The organism is Desulfuromonas sp. CSMB_57 (assembly GCF_020194955.2).
In the GTDB taxonomy this organism is placed as follows: Bacteria; Desulfobacterota; Desulfuromonadia; order Desulfuromonadales; family Syntrophotaleaceae; genus JAFCIY02.
In genome coordinates this window covers 339,181-357,943 of the sequence record NZ_JAFCIY020000023.1, presented here as the reverse complement: position 1 = coordinate 357,943, position 18,763 = coordinate 339,181, and the positions used below count along the sequence as shown (strand labels likewise).

General features: G+C 60.2%; 14 protein-coding genes. 4 read left to right on the top strand and 10 right to left on the bottom strand.

What is annotated here, in order from left to right; all coding sequences use genetic code 11:
- Nucleotides 1-12: 12 nt before the first annotated feature.
- Complete coding sequence (gene lysS / locus JQN68_RS07740) at nt 13-1,497, bottom strand: lysine--tRNA ligase (RefSeq protein ID WP_225072281.1); 1,485 nt, start codon at nt 1,495-1,497, stop codon at nt 13-15.
- Nucleotides 1,498-1,675: 178 nt separating this feature from the next.
- Nucleotides 1,676-2,771, bottom strand: a protein-coding gene (gene prfB / locus JQN68_RS07735; protein ID WP_225072280.1) for a peptide chain release factor 2 whose coding sequence is annotated in 2 segments (ribosomal slippage) — nt 1,676-2,701 and nt 2,703-2,771 — 1,095 coding nt in all. Because the reading frame shifts where the segments join, the coding sequence is not laid out codon by codon here.
- A 434-nt stretch (nt 2,772-3,205) separates the two neighbouring features.
- Between prfB and JQN68_RS07730 the strand changes: the two genes are divergently transcribed.
- The 4 genes from JQN68_RS07730 to JQN68_RS07715 all read left to right on the top strand — a co-directional run bounded on the left by JQN68_RS07730 (nt 3,206) and on the right by JQN68_RS07715 (nt 8,391).
- On the top strand, nt 3,206-4,546 hold the full coding sequence (locus JQN68_RS07730) for an aldehyde dehydrogenase family protein (protein ID WP_225072279.1): 1,341 nt from the start codon (nt 3,206-3,208) through the stop codon (nt 4,544-4,546).
- A gap of 144 nt (nt 4,547-4,690) precedes the next feature.
- Nucleotides 4,691-6,001: a response regulator transcription factor gene (locus JQN68_RS07725; protein ID WP_225072278.1), complete on the top strand. Its 1,311-nt coding sequence runs from the start codon at nt 4,691-4,693 to the stop codon at nt 5,999-6,001.
- A gap of 153 nt (nt 6,002-6,154) precedes the next feature.
- Nucleotides 6,155-6,709 (top strand): helix-turn-helix domain-containing protein, encoded by a 555-nt coding sequence (locus JQN68_RS07720; RefSeq protein ID WP_249621096.1) that lies wholly within the window; start codon nt 6,155-6,157, stop codon nt 6,707-6,709.
- 14 nt (nt 6,710-6,723) lie between these two features.
- On the top strand, nt 6,724-8,391 hold the full coding sequence (locus JQN68_RS07715; protein ID WP_225072276.1) for an AMP-binding protein: 1,668 nt from the start codon (nt 6,724-6,726) through the stop codon (nt 8,389-8,391).
- Nucleotides 8,392-8,478: 87 nt separating this feature from the next.
- On the opposite strand, the gene JQN68_RS07710 is transcribed toward JQN68_RS07715, so the two are convergent.
- The 8 genes from JQN68_RS07710 to JQN68_RS07675 all read right to left on the bottom strand — a co-directional run bounded on the left by JQN68_RS07710 (nt 8,479) and on the right by JQN68_RS07675 (nt 18,714).
- Complete coding sequence (locus JQN68_RS07710) at nt 8,479-10,299, bottom strand: HD-GYP domain-containing protein (protein WP_225072275.1); 1,821 nt, start codon at nt 10,297-10,299, stop codon at nt 8,479-8,481.
- Between the two features lie 3 nt (nt 10,300-10,302).
- Nucleotides 10,303-11,430, bottom strand: coding sequence for an FIST signal transduction protein (locus tag JQN68_RS07705; RefSeq protein ID WP_225072274.1), 1,128 nt, complete (start codon nt 11,428-11,430; stop codon nt 10,303-10,305).
- A 172-nt stretch (nt 11,431-11,602) separates the two neighbouring features.
- Nucleotides 11,603-13,135: an apolipoprotein N-acyltransferase gene (gene lnt, locus JQN68_RS07700; RefSeq protein WP_225072273.1), complete on the bottom strand. Its 1,533-nt coding sequence runs from the start codon at nt 13,133-13,135 to the stop codon at nt 11,603-11,605.
- Nucleotides 13,132-13,995 (bottom strand): hemolysin family protein, encoded by an 864-nt coding sequence (locus tag JQN68_RS07695; RefSeq protein WP_225072272.1) that lies wholly within the window; start codon nt 13,993-13,995, stop codon nt 13,132-13,134. Before JQN68_RS07695 ends, lnt begins: the two co-directional genes overlap by 4 nt.
- A 299-nt stretch (nt 13,996-14,294) precedes the next feature.
- On the bottom strand, nt 14,295-14,999 hold the full coding sequence (locus JQN68_RS07690; protein WP_225072271.1) for a diacylglycerol kinase: 705 nt from the start codon (nt 14,997-14,999) through the stop codon (nt 14,295-14,297).
- Complete coding sequence (gene ybeY / locus JQN68_RS07685; RefSeq protein ID WP_225072270.1) at nt 14,996-15,466, bottom strand: rRNA maturation RNase YbeY; 471 nt, start codon at nt 15,464-15,466, stop codon at nt 14,996-14,998. Before ybeY ends, JQN68_RS07690 begins: the two co-directional genes overlap by 4 nt.
- A complete protein-coding gene (locus JQN68_RS07680; protein ID WP_225072269.1) occupies nt 15,363-17,729 on the bottom strand; it encodes an HD family phosphohydrolase in 2,367 nt (788 codons plus the stop codon). Before JQN68_RS07680 ends, ybeY begins: the two co-directional genes overlap by 104 nt.
- Nucleotides 17,707-18,714 (bottom strand): PhoH family protein, encoded by a 1,008-nt coding sequence (locus JQN68_RS07675; RefSeq protein ID WP_225072268.1) that lies wholly within the window; start codon nt 18,712-18,714, stop codon nt 17,707-17,709. Before JQN68_RS07675 ends, JQN68_RS07680 begins: the two co-directional genes overlap by 23 nt.
- Nucleotides 18,715-18,763: the final 49 nt, after the last annotated feature.

The following is an 18,763-nucleotide window of genomic DNA, read 5'->3' as shown; positions in this document are numbered from 1 at the left end:
GCATCGCAGATGCTATTTACTTTCCGGCCGCAACTGGGGAAACAGAATGACGTCGCGAATCGAAGCGGAGTTGGTCAGCAGCATGACCAGACGATCGATGCCGATGCCTTCGCCGGCCGTCGGCGGCAATCCGTATTCCAGGGCGCGGATGTAATCCTCGTCCATGGCGTGAGCTTCCTCGTCGCCCGCTTCCTTCTCGGCAAGTTGCTGCAGGAAACGCCCCTTCTGATCCACCGGATCGTTCAACTCCGAAAAGGCATTGGCCAGTTCCCGGCCGACGATGAACAACTCGAAGCGGTCGACAACCGTCGGGTCCGCATCGTTTTTACGCGACAGGGGCGATACTTCCGTGGGGTACTGGGTGATGAAGGTCGGATGCCATAACTGCGGTTCCGCCACTTCATCAAAAATCTCCGTCAGCAGCTTGCCGTGGCCGATGCCGTCCTCCACTTCCAATCCCAGGCCGCGGGCGTAGGCGCGGGTGGCGGCCGGGTCTTCCAGCACCTCCGCCGCCACCTTACCGTATTGGCAGATGGCCTCCTTGATGGTCAACCGTTTCCAGGGCGGCGTCAGATCCACTTCGCGTTCGCCGTAGGCGAATTTCAGGCTGCCGACCACCTCTTCGGCCACATGGCAAATCAACCGTTCGGTAAAATCCATCAGGGTTTCGTAGGTGGCGTAGGCCTGGTAGAACTCCATCATGGTGAATTCGGGATTGTGCTGGATGGAGATCCCCTCGTTGCGGAAGTTGCGGTTGATTTCGAACACCCGCTCGAAACCGCCGACCACCAGCCGCTTCAAATACAGTTCCGGCGCGATGCGCAGAAACAGATCCATTTTCAGGGTATTGTGATGGGTGACGAAGGGCTTGGCCGTGGCGCCGCCGGCCACCGGATGCATCATGGGCGTCTCGACTTCGAGGAAATCGTGTTCGACCATGAAGTTGCGAATCAGGGTAATGATGCGGCTGCGCTTGGCAAACACCTCGCGCACCTCCGGATTGACCATGAGGTCCAGGTAGCGCTGCCGGTAGCGGGTTTCCACATCCGTCAGACCATGCCACTTTTCCGGCAGCACCTGCAGGGATTTGGTCAGCAGGCGGATGGATTCGGCGCGCAGGGACAGTTCACCGGTCTTGGTACGGAAGGGTTTGCCGGCCACGCCGACCACGTCGCCGATATCGAACTTGCGAAACAGGCGAAAGGTATCCTCGCCGATCTCGTCGCGGCTGACGAACACCTGCAGGCGGCCGCTACGGTCCTGCAATTGAATGAACGCCGCCTTGCCGAAATCGCGCTTGGCCATAATGCGGCCGGCCAGGGAATAATGGTGGTTGATGACCTCGAGGGTGGCGGCATCCTCCCCCTCGTGGGCCTCACGCACCGCCCCGGTGGTGGCGGTGACCTCGAAATCATTGGCAAAGGGATTCACCCCCTGCTGCCGGAATTCTTCCAGCTTGGCCCGGCGCTGCATCAAAATCGCATTCAGATCTTCCATAATTCCTTTCCTTTTCCACCCGGTTCCCGCCGGCGGCGAACCGGCCCCCGCCCGCGAAAACCGGCCCGTCCTTCGCACCTTCAAGGCTGCAATCCAGCCCTTTGCAGAACAAACAAGGCACAGTAAACAAAGGGCTTTGGCAAGTCAAGGGCAAACCCGGACCGCCTCACGGAGGCGGTTATTTGCCGCTCAGCAGGTAAGCCTCGATGAACCCGGACAGCTCACCGTCGAGCACCGCGTCCGTATTACCGGTCTCGAAACCGGTCCGGTGATCCTTGACCATGCGGTAGGGATGCAGCACGTAGGAACGGATTTGACTGCCCCAGGCGATGTCCATCTTTTCACCGGCGATGACCGAGGCCTCCTCCGCCTTTTTGCTGCGCTCCAGTTCATAGAGCCGCGCCTTGAGCTGACCCATGGCCGTGGCCCGGTTCTTATGCTGGGAACGCTCGTTCTGGCAGGAAACCACGATGCCCGTCGGCAGGTGGGTAATGCGAATCGCCGAATCGGTTTTGTTGACGTGCTGGCCGCCGGCGCCGCTGGAGCGGTAGGTATCCACCCGCAGATCCTTTTCGTTGATTTCCACCACGACATCATCGGGTAATTGGGGAAACACGAACACCGAGCAGAAGGAGGTGTGGCGTCGGGCATTGTTGTCGAAGGGTGAAATGCGCACCAGACGATGGATGCCGATTTCCGAGCGCAGCCAACCGTAGGCGAAATCGCCATCGACCGTCAGGGTGGCGTTTTTGAGGCCGCCCTCCTCCCCTTCCTGGAAATCGGTAATCTCGGCCTTGAAACCCTTTTTCTCGAAGAAACGCAGATACATGCGAAGCAGCATATCGGCCCAGTCCTGGGCCTCGAGGCCGCCGGCCCCGGCATTGATGCTGAAAATGGCGTTGCAGGCGTCGTGCTCCCCGGACAACATGCGGGTGAATTCCATCTGCGCCACGCGCTTTTCCAACTCCGGCAGCAGTTCGCGAATTTCGACCAGGGTCGCCTCGTCCTCGCTCTCCTCGCCGAGTTCCGCCAGGACCCGCAGATCATCCAGTTCGGCGGCCGCCCGCTGCCAGCCTTCAACGATCTTCTCCAAACCGGTCCGCTCCTTCAGCAGGTCCTGGGCCCGGTCTCCCTGTTCCCAGAAGCCGGGGCGGGCCATTTCCGCCTCCAGTTCGGCAATCCGTTCCTGTTTGCTGCCGAGGTCAAAGATACCTCCTCAGCTCATCAAGCTTTTCCTGGAGGGTATCAAGGGCTTGCACTTCTTCATTGAACATAGGGGGCTCCTGGCTTGGGATTATGAGGCGGGGATTATAGCCACTTGTCGCGCGGGTCGCAAGGTGCGCTTGTGAAAAAGGGTACTGTTCAGACGCACAGTGTCCGCTTTTCCCCACTCCTTTCACGAATGAGAGGTTTTGCCGGCATGGCCGCATGACCGGTGCCGACACGATTTTTTCCCGGCCGTTTTAAACCTCTGTTTTCCGCTCTGTTTTTCAATGACTTGGGGGAACAAACAGCCCCGCACAAAAATCCCTTTTAAGGTATTTTTTCACCTTTTTCGCTTGATCTTCCCTTTTCCCTTGGTTAGGTTGCCCATCGGTTAATGCGTTTGACCCTGGCCTTTGACGGCCGGTCGCAGCTTTGGTGTACGGCGGAAAAATTTCGCACCGTACAGGACATTCAATACAAACCGGATCTCTAGGAGGAACCAATGGACGTAAAACAGACGATCGATCAGATGGTCGAAAAGGCCAAGGCCTCGCTGGCCGAGTTCAAAAAGCTCAACCAGGAACAGACCGATGCCATCTGCGAAGCGATTGCCAAGGTCATCGAAGGGCAGAAAGAAGAACTGGCCCAATTTGCCGTCGAAGAAACCGGCCTGGGCAATGTCGCCGACAAGACCATCAAAAACCACTTCGGTTCGACGGTGGTCTGGAACGATATGAAAGGCGTGAAGACCGTCGGCGTCGTCAAGGATGAAAACGACATCATCGAAATCGCCGAACCGGTCGGCGTGGTCGCCGCCGTGACCCCGACCACCAACCCCACCTCCACGGTCTGCTTCAAGGTCCTCTCCGCCCTCAAGGGCCGCAACGTGGTGATCTTCGGCTTCCATCCCCGGGCTCAGAAGTGCTGCACCCGCACTGCCCAGTTGTGCCTGGATGCCGCCCTGGCCGCCGGCGCCCCCAAGGATTGCATCCAGTGGGTTGAACAGCCGTCCGTCGAAGCCACCAATGCCCTGATGACCAATCCCGGCGTCGATGTCATTCTGGCCACCGGCGGCGGGGCTATGGTCAAGGCCGCCTACAGCTCCGGCAATCCCGCCTTCGGCGTCGGCGCCGGCGGCTGCCCGGTTTATGTGGCGAGCGATGCCGACCTCGACCAGGCCATGGCCGACGTGCTGCTGTCCAAATGCTTTGACAACGGCGTGGTCTGCGCCTCGGAACAGAACCTGATTTTCGACAGCGCCGCGGTGGCTGAAAAAGCCGTTGCCAAGCTGCAGGAACTGGGTGCCTACCTGGTCAATCCCGAAGAAAAAGCCAAACTGGAAAAACTCTACTTCGGTGATTGCTATGTCGTTTCCGGCAAGGTGGTCGGTCAACCCGCCGCAAAAATCGCCGAAATGGCCGGCTTTGCCGTGCCCGAAAGTACCCGCGCGCTGCTGGTCGGCCCCCTCAAGGGCATCCAGGACGTGGAACCCATGAGCCGTGAAAAACTCTCTCCCGTGCTCGGCTACATGGTGGTCGACGGCAAGGAAGCGGCCATCGAACGCTGCGCCGAACTGCTGAAAAAAGGCGGCGCGGGCCACACCGCCGGCATTCATTCCGCCGACGACAGCCTGTGCGTCGAATTCGCCACCCGCGTCGACGCCAATCGCGTGACCTTCAACTCGCCCACCAGCCACGGCGCCATCGGCGGTCTGTTCAACGTCATGATTCCGTCCCTGACCCTCGGCTGCGGCGCCCAGGGCAACAACATCACCACGGACAACGTCAGCTTCCGCAACCTGGTCAGCATCAAGCGCGCCGCCCGCCGCGTCGTCCAGGGCTAAGCGTCTCAAACCGGAAGAAATCGACCTGATCCTCCGGTCGCAGGGTCCTCCGCCATGGCGGGGGGCCCTTTCTAATTCTTCCTTTGCCATTCTCGTCAATTTTCAGTAAGGTTGACCTTCAATTTTCTAATTCCGGTCGCCTGAATGAAATTGCTTCCCGTTCTTGCCTTCGCTTCCTTTATCCTCTGGCTGCTGGCCGTGCCCATGGACGGACCCTTGCCGGGCGCCATCGGCATGCCCGAGGCGGCGCGTTATTTCCTGCTGCCCCATGCAGGGATGTTGGCGCTGCTCGGGCTGGCCTGTCCGCCGCGCTGGTTTGAACGGCTGGCACCGACGGGAATCGTGGTGACCGTGCTGCTGACCATGCTGCTGCCTTGGCAGATCAACAGGGCCCCGTGGATATTGTTCGGGTTGGGCCTGTCCGGAGCCTTCGTCACCATTCGGGCCGGCCTGGCATTACGGCGGCAACAAAAACCGGTCATGCAGGCCGCTCTCGGCCTGGTTCTGGGCAATTTGCTGCTGTTCCCTCTCTGCCTGCGCCCGAACGGCCAAGCCTGGCTTTTCATTGTGACGAGCCTGCCCCTGTTGCTGCTCCTCAAATGCCCGCCCTCCATCCCCGCTTCTGCGGGTTCCGGCAGATTGTGGCCCTATCTGCCCTTCATCCTTGTATTCAATGTGGTCAGCGGCCTGATGTACGGCTTTATCTTTCCCGCCTACCAAGCCGCCGCTTTCGCCCCGGGAATGGAATTGTCCTTTTACATGGCTGCGGTATTGGTCACCGTCCTGGTCATCCGCCGCGAACGCGATCTCGCCCTGATTTGCGGCATCATTCTGGGGATGGCCGCCTTTGCCCTGCTGCAGTACCCCTCCCGTCCAACCATCAACCTGAGCATGTTCATCATGCAGGCCGGCGCCGGGGCCATCGATCTGTTCCTGTTGGTGTTTCTGCTCTCCCTGCCCGCCCCGATTCGATCCTTCGGCATCGGACTGGCGACCCTCTGCCTGGGCATTGCCGGGGGCAAATGGATCAGCCGGCATTTTGCCGACATGGCCGAAGCCATCGCCCTGTGCGGCCATCTGACCTTGAACCTGTCCCTGCTGACCCTCTATTTTCTGGGACGGCGCCTGCATGGCCACACCCTGCCCATGGCACCGCCCCGGAATGGCACGCAACCTGCGATATCCGATGACAACGAGGACGGTCTGCGGATCCCGGACCACCTGCGCCTGCTGCTCTCGGAACGCGAATACCTGGTGCTGGTCGGTACCATGGACGGCAGGAGTTACCGGGACATTGCCGCATCCCATGGCATTTCGGAATCGTCGGTAAAGACCTATATGCGGCGCATCAACAGCAAGTTGGGCGCCGGCAGCAAGAAGGAACTGTTGCAGCGCCTTGAAGGGGTTGGCGAGCAACTCTTCGCCAGTCCGGACTTCATTGATAGAGACAAATAATCTTTCCTTTTTCAGACGATCCGACTATGATGCAGGCTCCGAATGGTTCAGGGCCGGAAAGCCGCAATCACCACCCCGGAAAGGCATGCAGACGGTATTTTTCGCAGCCTGCCGGAGTACGACCTTTTCACCCGCGCGAAAGGGAACGCCAACATGCAGCAAACCATCCAGGAAATAGCCTCACGGGTACGCGAACTGCGCGAAATTTCGGAAGTGACCGTCGAGCATATGGCTACCGTCCTCAACCTGCCGATCATGACCTACCAGCGGTACGAAAACGGCAGTGAAGATATCCCGGCCAGCATCCTGTGTAAAATCGCCGCGGAGCTCAAGGTGGACACGGGACTGCTGCTGACCGGCGAGGCGCCGCGCATGCATCTGTTCACCGTGACCCGCCGGGGCAAGGGGGTCGAGGTGGAACGCCGCCGGCAATATAAATATCAGAGCCTGGCCGCCAACTTCAGCCACAAGAAAGCCGAACCGTTTCTGGTCACCGTCCACCCCGCCTCGACCACCGTACCCCCCGACCTCAACAGCCATCCGGGCCAGGAGTTCAATTATCTGCTGTCCGGTCGCTTGAAAATTTTTATTCATGACCATGAAATCGTGCTGGAGGAAGGGGATTCCATCTACTTCGACGCCGGTTGTCCGCACGCCATGGCGGCCCTCGATGGAGCCCCGGCGCAGTTTCTGGCCATTATTTTCTGAAGGGGAGGAGCGGCATGGCCTGTCTGCTTGAACGTTTTGTCAATCGGTCCGATTTCCAGTCCTATGAGGATTTTGCCCGCAATCTCTCCATCAAGGTACCGGATAATTTCAACTTCGCTTTCGACGTGGCGGATGTCTACGCTGCGGAACAGCCGAACAAACGGGCCCTGGTGTGGTGCGACGACCACGGCAACGACCGGTCCTTCACCTTTGCCGAACTGAAATTCTACAGCGATAAGGCCGCCAACCTGTTCCGCAGCTACGGCATCGGCAAGGGCGATCATGTCATGCTCATTCTGAAGGGTCGCTACGAATTCTGGTTCTGCCTGCTGGGCCTGCACAAACTCGGCGCCATCGCCACCCCGGCCACCCACATGCTGACTGCCAAGGACATCGCCTACCGAGTGCAGACAGCCTCCATTCCCATGATCGTCAGTGTCGCCGACGACGGCCTGGTGGAGCATATCGAGGAAGGCCAGCGCCAGACCGGGAGCCAGGTTCGCCATAAACTGCTGCTGGGTGAGGCGCGGCCCGGTTGGATCGACTTCGATGCCGAGTTGGAACAGGCGGCGGCGGACTTTCAACGCCCCACGGGCGATCAGGCCACCTGCAACGACGACATCTGCCTGGCCTACTTCTCCTCCGGCACCACCGGTTATCCGAAATTGATTCACCACGACATGGTCTACCCCCTGGGCCACATCCTGACCGCCCGCTATTGGCAGCAGAACCTTGACGACGGCCTGCACTACACCGTCGCCGATACGGGCTGGGCCAAGGTGGTATGGGGCAAGATCTACGGACAATGGATCTGCGGCAGCGCCGTGTTCGTATATGATTACGAACGGTTCAGCGCCGCCAATATGGCGGCCATGGCCGCCCGCTACGGCGTCACCACCTTCTGCGCTCCGCCGACCATCTACCGGTTCCTGATCAAGGAGGACCTCTCCCAGTACGACTTTTCCGGTCTCAAGTACTGCGTCGTCGCCGGCGAACCGCTTAATCCCGAGGTGTACGAGCGGTTCCTGAAATATACCGGCATCAAACTGATGGAGGCCTACGGCCAGACGGAACTGGTGGTCACCATCGCCACCTGGCCGTGGATGGAGCCCAAGCCCGGCTCCATGGGCAAGCCCTGCCCGCTGTACAAGATTGACATTCTCAATGCCGACGGCCAACCCTGCGAGATCGGCGAAGAAGGGGAAATCGTCATCGATACCCGGGAGGAACGCCCTCTGGGGCTGTTCCCGGGCTATTACCGCGATGATGCCAAAACCGCCGAGGTCTGGTACGGCGGCTATTATCATACCGGCGACATGGCCTGGCGGGACGAGGACGGCTATTTCTGGTTCGTCGGGCGGGCGGACGACGTCATCAAGAGCAGCGGCTACCGCATCGGACCCTTCGAAGTCGAAAGCGCCCTCATCGAACATCCGGCGGTGCTGGAATGCGCCATTACCGGCGTTCCCGATCCGGACCGCGGCCAGGTGGTCAAGGCCACCATCGTCCTGGCCAAGGGCTTCGAGGCCGGCGACGAACTGATTGAAGAACTGCAGACTCACGTCAAGACCGTGACTGCTCCCTATAAATATCCGCGCATCATCGAGTTTGTGCCGGAACTGCCCAAAACCATCAGCGGCAAGATCCGACGGGTCGAAATCCGTGCCAAGGATCAGGCGTAAACCCCTGATTGCGGTTGAACCGGGAACAAAAAAGGGGCCTGCCATGGACGGCGGCCCCTTTTTTGTTGGTTATGGCTTCCACCCCACTCACCCTTCCCCGGCGGCGACCGCTGGGCCGGGCCCCTCGATGGTCGCCAGGACTTCGCGAAACCGGACCACCAGGAAGGGGTCGAACTGGCTTCCGGCACAGCGAATCAGTTCGGCCAGAGCCTCATCGACAGACAAGGCCCTCCGGTAGGGGCGGTCGCTGGTCATGGCGTCGAAGGCGTCGGCAATGCCCAGCATGCGACAGGCCAAGGGGATCTCCTCCCCCTTAAGGCCGAGGGGATAGCCGCTGCCGTCCCACCACTCGTGATGCTTGAGAATCCAGTCGGCGATGGGCACCAGGTCGGGTGAAGCCAGGGCGATGCGGTAGCCGATATCGCAATGCTGCTGCATGCTCGCCATTTCCTCGGCGGTCAGGCTGCCCGGCTTGAAGAGAATATGGTCCTTGATCCCGACTTTGCCGATATCGTGAAACTGGGCCAGCAACTGCAGGTCCCGAATCTGATGGTTGGGCAGGCCCAAATTCTCCGCCAGGGCGACGACCATGGATTGCAATCGAACCCCATGCCCCTCGGTAATATAGTCCCGCGCCTCCAGGGCCTTCATCAAGGTTTGCACCACGGCACTGCGATTGCTCTGGCTGCGATGCAGTTTTTCCCGGTACATGTGGTGATCGGCGTCCTTGAAGAGGGCGAAAACCGGGGAATGAACCTCGCCGCTGACGGCAAATCCCAGGGAAAGACTCACTGGCAGGGAGGCCTGTCGGCGGTTGAAGCTCTCGATATTGTGGCGGATTTTGCCAATCATGGCCGCCATCAAGGCCTGGTCGGCGCCCTTCAGCAGCAGGGCGAATTCATCGCCGCCGATGCGGGCCACCACATCCTGGGATCGCACCATGCTTTTGAGGATGCCGGCAACGGCCATCAACATGGCATCCCCGGACTGATGACCGAGGGTGTCGTTCACCACCTTGAGCCCATCCAGGTCGCAGATAATGATACCGATGGCGCCGGCGGCCTGCTGATCCAGCCTGGCCAGTTCCTGCTCGAAAAAGTTCCGGTTATAAAGACCGGTCAGGTTGTCGTGCAGGCTGAAATACTTCAGTTGCTCTTCCATGCCCTTGCGCTCGGAAATATCCACCTCCATGCGCATATATTCTCCGGTGGCGCCCGTTTTCGGCAGGCTCAGAAGGCAGGAGAGCACCGTCCGCCGCCCGCCACCCCGGGTAGACACCTCTCTTTCGCGGATGCTCGGCGCCCTCGTGTGCGCCTGGCAGCCGGCCACCGCCTGCTGCAGGGGATTGCCAAAACACCCTGCCAGCGGCGGCGCGGACATGCGACGGCCGAGGACCTCTTCCCGGGAAAAACCATAAAGGTCCTCGGCAGCGCGATTCCAGTAGAGAATGGTGCCTTGGCCATCGAAACCATGAATGGCCACCATGGGGGCATTTTCAATCACCCGCTGGAAACGGTCGTTGGCCGAAGCCAGTTCTTCGTTCCAGCGGATGGCATAAAGGGCCTTTTCAACATGCCTGGAAAAAATATCCAACAGGCGTAACTCATAAGGCTCGAAGGGCACCAGCCTTTCCAACCACAGTCGCCCCAATTCCTGGGTCTGGCCCAGGCGCCGCTGGTAGACGGGCAACCCCGCCGGCAAGGGCAGCCCCCTGACCGGCGGCCGGGGGCCGAACCCCCAGTGATACAGCTGCCCGCAATCGCCCTGATCGTTAAACTCGAGGACGATGCGCCGGCCGGCAAAAATGCGACTCAGCTTGCTGGTCAGGTCGCTGAACAGAGCCTCGACATTGTGAAACAGTTCCATGCTGGACAATTCATAGAGCACGGCTAGTTCAAAACTGTTCATGCCCTAACCTCCGACCAGCAGGCCGATGCTTTTATTGTGCACCTGCGGCACCTGGTAATAGCTGCCGATTTCGCCGAAGGCGAGACTGCCCAATACCGGAAATCCCGAACCCAAGGGCCGCAACAGGGCGCGAATCTCATCACGATACCCCGGGCCCAACAACAAGGACCGGGACACACAGTAATTGACCAGGGCAAACCGGGGCACGGCGGCCAGATTGGCCAAAGTACGATGGGTCAGTTCCGTCGCCAGAACAAAATCCCGGTCGGCCCGAGGCTTCATGATATAAGCCACGGCCCGATTCGGCACTTCCGTGACGAACTCCATGGACCGGTCCGGCATAAGACGCAACGGGTCCCGGATCACGAACTGCCCGAACCCGTAAGAAACCCCGAGGGGATAACGCATGGCAAAATCGGCGAACCGGTCCGGAGTCACCCCGCCGAGTCGTTCGGAATAGACCTCGAAGGCCGGACGGCCATCCAATTCGTATACGATTTTGCCCTTGGCATTGGTCACAATCAGCGGTGCCCCCGCCGCCTCCCAGCCGTGGGCCACCCCCTCGGCCATGGTCACCCCCTGGAGCAGTGCCGCCGCCACCGCATGGGCCGAGACGCCCTGTTCGGTCAACTGGCAGGTTCGCAAAAAGCGCAGATTGTCTCCGGTGCCGCCGCCATAAACGAAATCGGGGCCGGCAGCGTTGTAGAGGCCTTCCAGCAGACGGGTAATGTTGCCGGTCAATCCGTCCGGAAAACAGATCAGGGTGCCTTGCTGCTGCCCGGCGGCTAAAAGTTGCTGACCGAGGCGGAGCCCGGCGATCCAGGCATCACCGTCGGCATAATTTTCCAACACCGTGGTCGCTGTCAAACCTTCACCGGCAAGAGTCAAAATACCGACCCCCTGCTCCAGGCATTCGTCGGCGGAAAAGATGCCGGCAGTGCAGGCACCGACGATCTTGGCTCCCCCCAGTGCCGATCGGACACTGGCCAGAACCGCCCGAGGTTCATACTGGTCCGTAATCAACAGAATGCCCAAAACCGCGGCACCCGAACCGCATAGGGCCTGCCGTGCAGCTTCCTGACCCGCCTCCCAGGCCACAGGATTGCTGCTGATACCGATCCCGATTTTCATTCCCGGTTGTTTCCTTTCGTCGTGGCAGGACAATTGGCGGCTCCCTCATTCCGGGAGCTCCACTCCTCATTTGCAATAGCCAAGCCAAGGCAATACGTTTCCTGTCATCACCACGTCATGCGGGGACCTATTGTGGTTCGACTTGGTGGTTCAGGGACGGAAAAACGGATGGTCAGCAGGCGGGTTGCGGACGTTGGAGACGGGCCCGAAGCAGGGTCAGAGCGCTCAGCAGCAAACAGAGGGCGGGGAAAACGTCCCCGAGTCGGGTGTAGACGGTGGCATGGGCACCCATCCCGACCCGGCCCTGGATGGCGAGGGTTTCGAATAACGGAGTGGTCTGAGTCAACCTTCCGGAGGGAGCGATGAAGGCCGAAATGCCGGTGTTGGCGGCGCGGGCCAGCCAGACCCGGTTCTCGACAGCCCGAAACCGGGCCATGGCCAGATGCTGATAGGGCGCCGAAGAACGGCCGAACCAGGCGTCATTGGTGATATTGACCAGCAGATCGCTGCCGCGACGCACATATTCCCTGGCCAGTTCGGGAAAAATCGCCTCGTAGCAGACCAGCACCCCGACGCGGTGGCCATTCATGGGCAGCGGTTGCAGTTCGCCGGGAACGAAATCGCCGACCCCCTCCACCAGTTTATCGATAAAGGGCAGATAGCGCCCCAGGGGAACATATTCGCCAAAGGGCACCAGGTGAACCTTGTCGCTGCGGCCCAGAATTTCCTCACCGGAATCCAGCAGAAAGGCGCTGTTGAGCAGGCGTATCTGCCGGTGACGTTCCTCATAGGCCGGACTGCCGAACAGCAGCCAAACCTTTTCCCGGCCGGCCACGGTGCGAACCTGTCGACCCAGGGGGCCGCCATCCTGATAATAGAAGGGCACCGCGCTTTCCGGCCAGACGATCAGGTCGGCCGGCGTGCCGCCGGGCGGCGTGGCGGACAATTGCTGGTAGATATCCACCGTGGCCTGGGCAAACACCGGATCCCATTTCACAGATTGATCGATATTGCCCTGCACCAGACGGGTTTCCAGTTCCGTATCGCGCTGATCCAGGGGTTGTGCCAGGCGCCACTGCCCATAACCGACATTGGACGACCACAACAGCAGCGCAGCGGCGGTGGGCAGCCAGGAACGCAGGTTTCGATCTCCTCCCCGCCAGCGGCGCAACCGATCCGCCAGGACGGCGTTGACCAACACGATGAGAAAACCCAGGATATAGGGCCCGCCGAGATCGGCGGACTGAATCAGTGGCAGAACGTTGTGCTGGGAATACCCGAGGCTGGCCCAGGGAAAACCGGTCAGCAAAAAGGACCGCAAGAATTCCAGGGCCACCCACAATACCGGCAGTGTCAGCATGATCGGCATGTCCAGCCGCTTGCGCAGCCACCAGGCCAACCAGGTGGCGGTGCCGAAATAGAGGGCCAGATAGGCCGACAGCAGCAACCAGGCCACCAGGGACAACGCCGGATGCAGGGCGCCGTAGGTGGTCATGACAATGTTCAGCCAATACAGAACCAGGCTGAAAAATCCCAGCCCGGCGGCAAACCCGGCCGCAAAGGGACGCTTCTCCATGACCAGCAGCAGGGGAATCAGGGCGATCCAGGCCAGGCCCGCCACGTCGGGACGGGGAAAGGCCAGCGCCAGGAGCAGGCCGGACAGCAGGCTCCAGAGCAGGGTTCGGTCAGAAATCCGAAATTTCATGACGGACCGGCCGCTTCCTGTTCCTCGGTCGGCGGCGGCAGGATGCGAATCTTGTGTATTTTGCGTTCGTCGCATTGCTCGATAAGCATCCGCAAACCGCAGGCGGGGATTTCCTCGCCCTTCAGAGGTACCCGCCCCAGCAGGTGACAGAGCCAGCCACCGACCGTGTCGAAACGCTCCCGGGGAATCCGCACCTCGAAATAATCTTCGAAATCGTCGATGTTGAGCCGACCATCGACCAGGATCCCCACCGCATCTTCCTGCAGCCAGTCCTCCTCAAGGTCGTACTCGTCCTGGATGTCGCCGACGATCTCCTCGATGAGGTCTTCAATCGTCACCAACCCGGAGGTGCCGCCGTACTCGTCGATGGCGATGGCCATATGCATCCGCCGGTCCCGGAATTCCTTGAACAGTTCCTCGATCTTCTTGGTCTCCGGAACAAAGTAGGGATCGCGCATGATATCCGCAATCTGCACTTCGGATTCGGGCCGACCCCAATATTTGAGAAGGTCCTTGGCGTATACCAGGCCGATGATCCGATCGGCGCTGCCCTCGTAGATGGGAATGCGCGAATGTCCGGAGGAGATAATCGCTTCCAGCACCTCCGGCACCGACGCCTCGGTACTGCAGCAAATCATGTCGGTTCGCGGCACCATGATTTCCCGAACAATGGTTTCACCAAACTCGAAGATGGACTGCAGCATCTCGCCCTCTTCCTCGTTGATGATGCCTTCCTCTTCATACTCGTCGATGACATCCTGCAGTTCCCGCTCGCTGCGAACCCGGCGCCGGCCCGCCAGCAAACGCTGGAGAACAAGACGCCACCAAGGGGATTTGTCACCGCTACTGTCGCCGTCCAAACACTACCTCCCTGTCAACCCGGCTCTGCCGCCGCGAACCGACCGGTGTTTCCATGCCCCCTTACAAAGGTAGGCCCGGAAACCCGCCGCAACGAAGTTCGCCAAACCATTAACAATACCGCGTCTCCGGCATCGATTTCGTGGTGAAAAGGGTGAAACGCAACCCGACTCAACCTTGCTGGACCAGCCAATTCGAATCGTCATGCCCGGGTGCTTCAGTCGGGCCTCCATGATTTCAAGACATTACAGGCTGGATTCCGGTCAAAAACACCTTGGGAATGACTTTTTTGCGAGACCGCTCAACCGCTGAAGATGAAATAAAACAACCAGGTGACCCCGGCGCCGAGGAACCCGCCGGCGATGACCTCCTGCAGGTTGTGGATCCCCAAATGAATCCGGCTATGGCCAATGATAGCCGCCAAAGCAAAAGTAAACAAGGCCACGATGGAACCGGCCGGAGACAGCTGCACGGCCATGGCCACGGCGAAGGCGAAGGCCGTGTGGCCGCTGGGCATGCCGCCCCGCAGGGGAGAACCGTGCCCCACCCAGGCTTTGAGCAGCACCGTCAGAATGACGACTGTCAGCACGCTGAACACCGCCAGTTCTCCGGGTGGCCGGGCTATTTTCTGCAGATCCTCGACGGTGGTGGGAAAAACCCGACCGGCAAGGGCCAAATAGCCCATGATGGCCGCACCGACACTGGCCAGCAAGACCGCTCCGGCCGCCACGTCCTTGGCGCGTCGGGCCAGGGGATGAAATGCCGGGCTGGCGAGATCCACCACCGCCTCGAGGGCGGTATTGATCAATTCAGCGAAGAACACCAGCACGATGGCGAACACCAGCAGGACGAATTCCAGCGCCGATACCCGCAGCAGCAACCCGGTCAGGACCACCAGCACCGCGGCCAGGCAGTGAAAACGCATGTGACGTTGGGTGCGCACCGCCCAGAGGATGCCTTCGATGGCGCAGTTGAAACTGTGCACCAGTCCGTTGCGGGCTCTCATGATGCGGCGGTACCGTCCAGGAACTCGGCTTTCACCACGTCGAAGAGATCCTCCTCCCGGGCTTCCATCTGCGCGGCCTGCTCCGCGCTGCCACGCTCATGGTCATAACCGAGCAGGTGCAGGATGCCGTGCAACAGCAGAAAATACAACTCGCTTTCAAATCCCAGGCCGGCTTCGGCCGCATCCCTGGCGGCGGTTTCCGCGGAAATGACCACATCCCCCAGCAGGTTCGGATGGAGTCCGGCCTGTTCGCCTTCCTGCATGGAAAAGGAGATGACATTGGTGGCACGGTCGCGCTGCAGGTAATCCCGGTTGATGATCCGAATCGCGGCATCATCCACGATGAGCACCGACAGTTCTCCGTCAGGACATCCCGAGGCGTTTAAGATCGTCTGTGCCACCTTTGCCAGAACCGCCGTCTCTATCTTTTGGCTCTTTTGCCGGTTCTCGATGTGAATCGTCACCATTCTTCCTTTTGTCGCCGGCCCGTTCCTTGTAGACCGGCTCGGGGTAATCGATGCGATGATGAAAAATTCCCGCCAGAATGCGATTGAAGCTCTTGGCGATATTGTGCAGATCCTTCAAGGTCAATTCACATTCATCGAGCTGACCGTCGATGAAGATGTTGTTGATGATTTTCTGCACCATCCCCTGAATCCGCGCCGGGGTCGGATCGGTCAGGGTGCGACTGGCCGCCTCGATGGCATCCGCCAGCATGATCAGAGCCGCTTCACGGGTCTGGGGCTTGGGGCCCGGATAGCGATAATCGCGCTCGTCGACCTGATGCACGCCGGGATCCGCCTGGTTTTTCGCCTTGTCGTAAAAGAACTTGATCAGCGCGGTGCCATGATGCTGGCGGATGATATCCACCAAGGTCTGGCCAAGCTTGTGCTCCCGCGCCATGTCTACCCCTTCCTTGACATGGGACATGAGGATCAGGGCGCTCATGGAAGGCGCGAGCTTGTCGTGACGGTTCTCCTGAGCGCCGATATTTTCAACGAAATACAAAGGCTTGCGGATTTTTCCGATATCGTGGTAGTAGGCGGCGACCCGGGCCAGCAGCGGGTTGGCGCCGATGGTCTCCGCTGCGCATTCGGCCAGATTGCCGACGATGATGGAGTGATGATAGGTGCCCGGAGCCTGGATCATCAGTTCCCTGAGCACCGGAGTATTCATGTTGGCCAGTTCCAGCAGCTTGATATTGGTGGTGTATTTGAACAAGGATTCGATCAGGGGCACCAACCCCGTTACCAGCAGGGCACTGATGAAGCCGCCCGCCACGGCGAAACCGGCCTTGTAGAACAATTGCTCGTCGAAGGGCCGGCCGGCCAGGAACTGGATGGCCAGCACCATCAGGACATTGGCCAGGGACAGCCACATGCCGGCCTGGTACAGGGTATTGCGTTCACAACAGTGCCGCACCCAGTGCGCCGCCGACAGGCTGCCGACCAGAACGTACATGGTCATGGGCAGGTTACTGCCGAACAGCAGCCCGACGGCCACGGCAAAAACGATGCTGAACAGCAGCGCAACTTCGGAATTCAGGGCGATGCGGACCAGCATGGCGCCGGCGGCAAAGGGAATGGCGTAATAATAACTGGTGGAATCGATGTACGGGAAGGCCCCTTCAAGGGCATTGCACATGAAGATGGCCAATTTGACCAGCACAAACAGGGTAAAGCAGGCCGAGGCCAAAAACAGCAGATCCCGCATCCGGGTACGGTATTTGCTGATGTTGCGGACGGCAAAGCGATGGCCGGTGAAGACCAGCAGCAGCATGGCCAAAGTCAATCCGGCCGCCAGCCGCAGAACCCCGAGATCGCCTCCCAAATCGCGAAAAGCGTTGAGTTTGGCAAGTTGTTCCTCGGTCACCCGTTCGCCCTCGCGGATGATCATCTCGCCCTTTTTGACTTGGAAGAGGACCGGCTTGACCGCCTCTTTCGCCGCCTGCCGGCGGTTTTCCGTCTCGTTGATGTTGAAGCTCAGGCTGGGCCGCAGCAGCTTGCGGGCCAACTCCAGCAGCGCCTGGCGGTGGCGGGCCTGCAGGCCATCCGTGGCGGCCAACTCCTGGCGCAACAGATCCAAAGCGTCATGGATGCCGATGACGGAGTCCAAGTCGACCAGGGTGCGTTCCTGTTGCGCCGTCAGATCCCGGATAACGATGCCGCGCTGGCCGCTGGTTTGAAAAAGCTGCAGATTGCCGACGACCTGTCCTTGAGCAGCCTGCTGCAGCAAACGGCTGAAACGCGCCGCCACCTCCGGCCGATGGGCGAGATAGCGCAGGGCCTCCTCGTCTTCTGCGGCCAACCCCACCCCAAGCAGGTTTTCCAGGGCGGCGCGATCCGGATCGGAGCGCTGCCCCTGGCGCAACTGCTGTAATACCTGATTCAAACGTTCGGCCGCATCCCGCCCGGCGCGAGGATCGAAATCGTACAGCGGCAACACGGCGTCGGCGGCCTCCTGACGCTTCTTTTCCGTCAGGACCTGATCGGCCACCAGCAGATCGCGGGGCGCCTTGACATTGCGCGAGGCCACATCGCCGGGCCGATAATACCCCGGCATGAAGCCCCCTTTGGGCAGAATGACGAAGGTCAGCAGCAAACTGAGAGCCACCAGCAGCAGACTGCGCTGACCGAATTCGCCGAGGGCAAGCTGCCGTTTCCAGAAAATGGCCCGTTGGCGAGCTTTGCGGGTGCCGTTTTCGCCTTTACGTTCCGTCTTGCCGGTCATGGTTTCCTGTCGCCGCCGCACCGGACGCCTGGGCCCGATCATAGGCCTGCACAATGGCCTGCACAATCGGATGCCGCACCACGTCACGGTCGGTGAAATAATTGAACCGGATCCCCTCAACGCCGCGAAGGATCCGGACTGCATCCATCAGCCCCGACGGCCGCCCGGTCGGCAGATCGATCTGGGTGATGTCGCCGGTGATCACCGCCCGACTGCCAAAGCCGAGACGGGTCAGGAACATCTTCATCTGTTCGACCGTGGTGTTCTGGGCCTCGTCCAGGATGACAAAAGCGTCATTCAGGGTACGGCCGCGCATGAATGCCAGGGGCGCCACTTCGACCACCCCTTTATCAATCAGGGCCTGGCCGCGTTCGTAATCCAGCATGTCGAACAGGGCGTCGTACAGGGGCCGCAGGTAGGGATTGACCTTTTCGGCGATATCCCCCGGCAAAAAACCCAGCTTCTCCCCTGCTTCCACCGCCGGCCGCACCAGAACGATGCGGGCCACCTGTTTTTTGAGCAGGCAGGCCACCGCCATGGCCATGGCCAGGTAGGTTTTGCCGGTACCGGCCGGACCGATGCCGAACACCACGTCACAACTGCGGATGGCATCGATATAGCTCTTCTGGGCCAGGCTCTTGGGGGCGATGACCTTGTTGCGGGCGGAGACGCAGACGGTGTCGAGAAAGATGTCGCGCAGGCGGGCCTTACGATCGGCACCGAGGACGCGCACCGCATAATCCAGATCGGCCGGATAAAGGGTATAGCCCTCCTTGAGCAGTCCGTACAGCTCGGACGTCACGCGCTCGGCCAGACGGACCTGCTCGGCGTCACCCTCAAAGGACAGCTCATACCCCTTGGAAGCGATGCGGATGCCGAGCAACTGTTCGAGCTGCTTCAGATTTCTGTTGGCCTCACCGAAAAGGAGGTTCGCCAGCTCCTGGTTGTCAGCGGCAAACCTCCCCTGGGTTGTGCTTGGTTTCAAAAAAGGTTCCTTTGATGGTGTGATCTGTCTTCTCTCATACCACTGTCGT

Coding starts and splice junctions, on each gene's coding strand:
- lysS (WP_225072281.1), bottom strand. CDS start 1,497: ATGGAAGATCTGAATGCGATTTTGATGCAGCGCCGGGCCAAGCTGGAA.
- JQN68_RS07730 (WP_225072279.1), top strand. CDS start 3,206: ATGGACGTAAAACAGACGATCGATCAGATGGTCGAAAAGGCCAAGGCC.
- JQN68_RS07725 (WP_225072278.1), top strand. CDS start 4,691: ATGAAATTGCTTCCCGTTCTTGCCTTCGCTTCCTTTATCCTCTGGCTG.
- JQN68_RS07720 (WP_249621096.1), top strand. CDS start 6,155: ATGCAGCAAACCATCCAGGAAATAGCCTCACGGGTACGCGAACTGCGC.
- JQN68_RS07715 (WP_225072276.1), top strand. CDS start 6,724: ATGGCCTGTCTGCTTGAACGTTTTGTCAATCGGTCCGATTTCCAGTCC.
- JQN68_RS07710 (WP_225072275.1), bottom strand. CDS start 10,299: ATGAACAGTTTTGAACTAGCCGTGCTCTATGAATTGTCCAGCATGGAA.
- JQN68_RS07705 (WP_225072274.1), bottom strand. CDS start 11,430: ATGAAAATCGGGATCGGTATCAGCAGCAATCCTGTGGCCTGGGAGGCG.
- lnt (WP_225072273.1), bottom strand. CDS start 13,135: ATGAAATTTCGGATTTCTGACCGAACCCTGCTCTGGAGCCTGCTGTCC.
- JQN68_RS07690 (WP_225072271.1), bottom strand. CDS start 14,999: ATGAGAGCCCGCAACGGACTGGTGCACAGTTTCAACTGCGCCATCGAA.
- ybeY (WP_225072270.1), bottom strand. CDS start 15,466: ATGGTGACGATTCACATCGAGAACCGGCAAAAGAGCCAAAAGATAGAG.
- JQN68_RS07680 (WP_225072269.1), bottom strand. CDS start 17,729: ATGACCGGCAAGACGGAACGTAAAGGCGAAAACGGCACCCGCAAAGCT.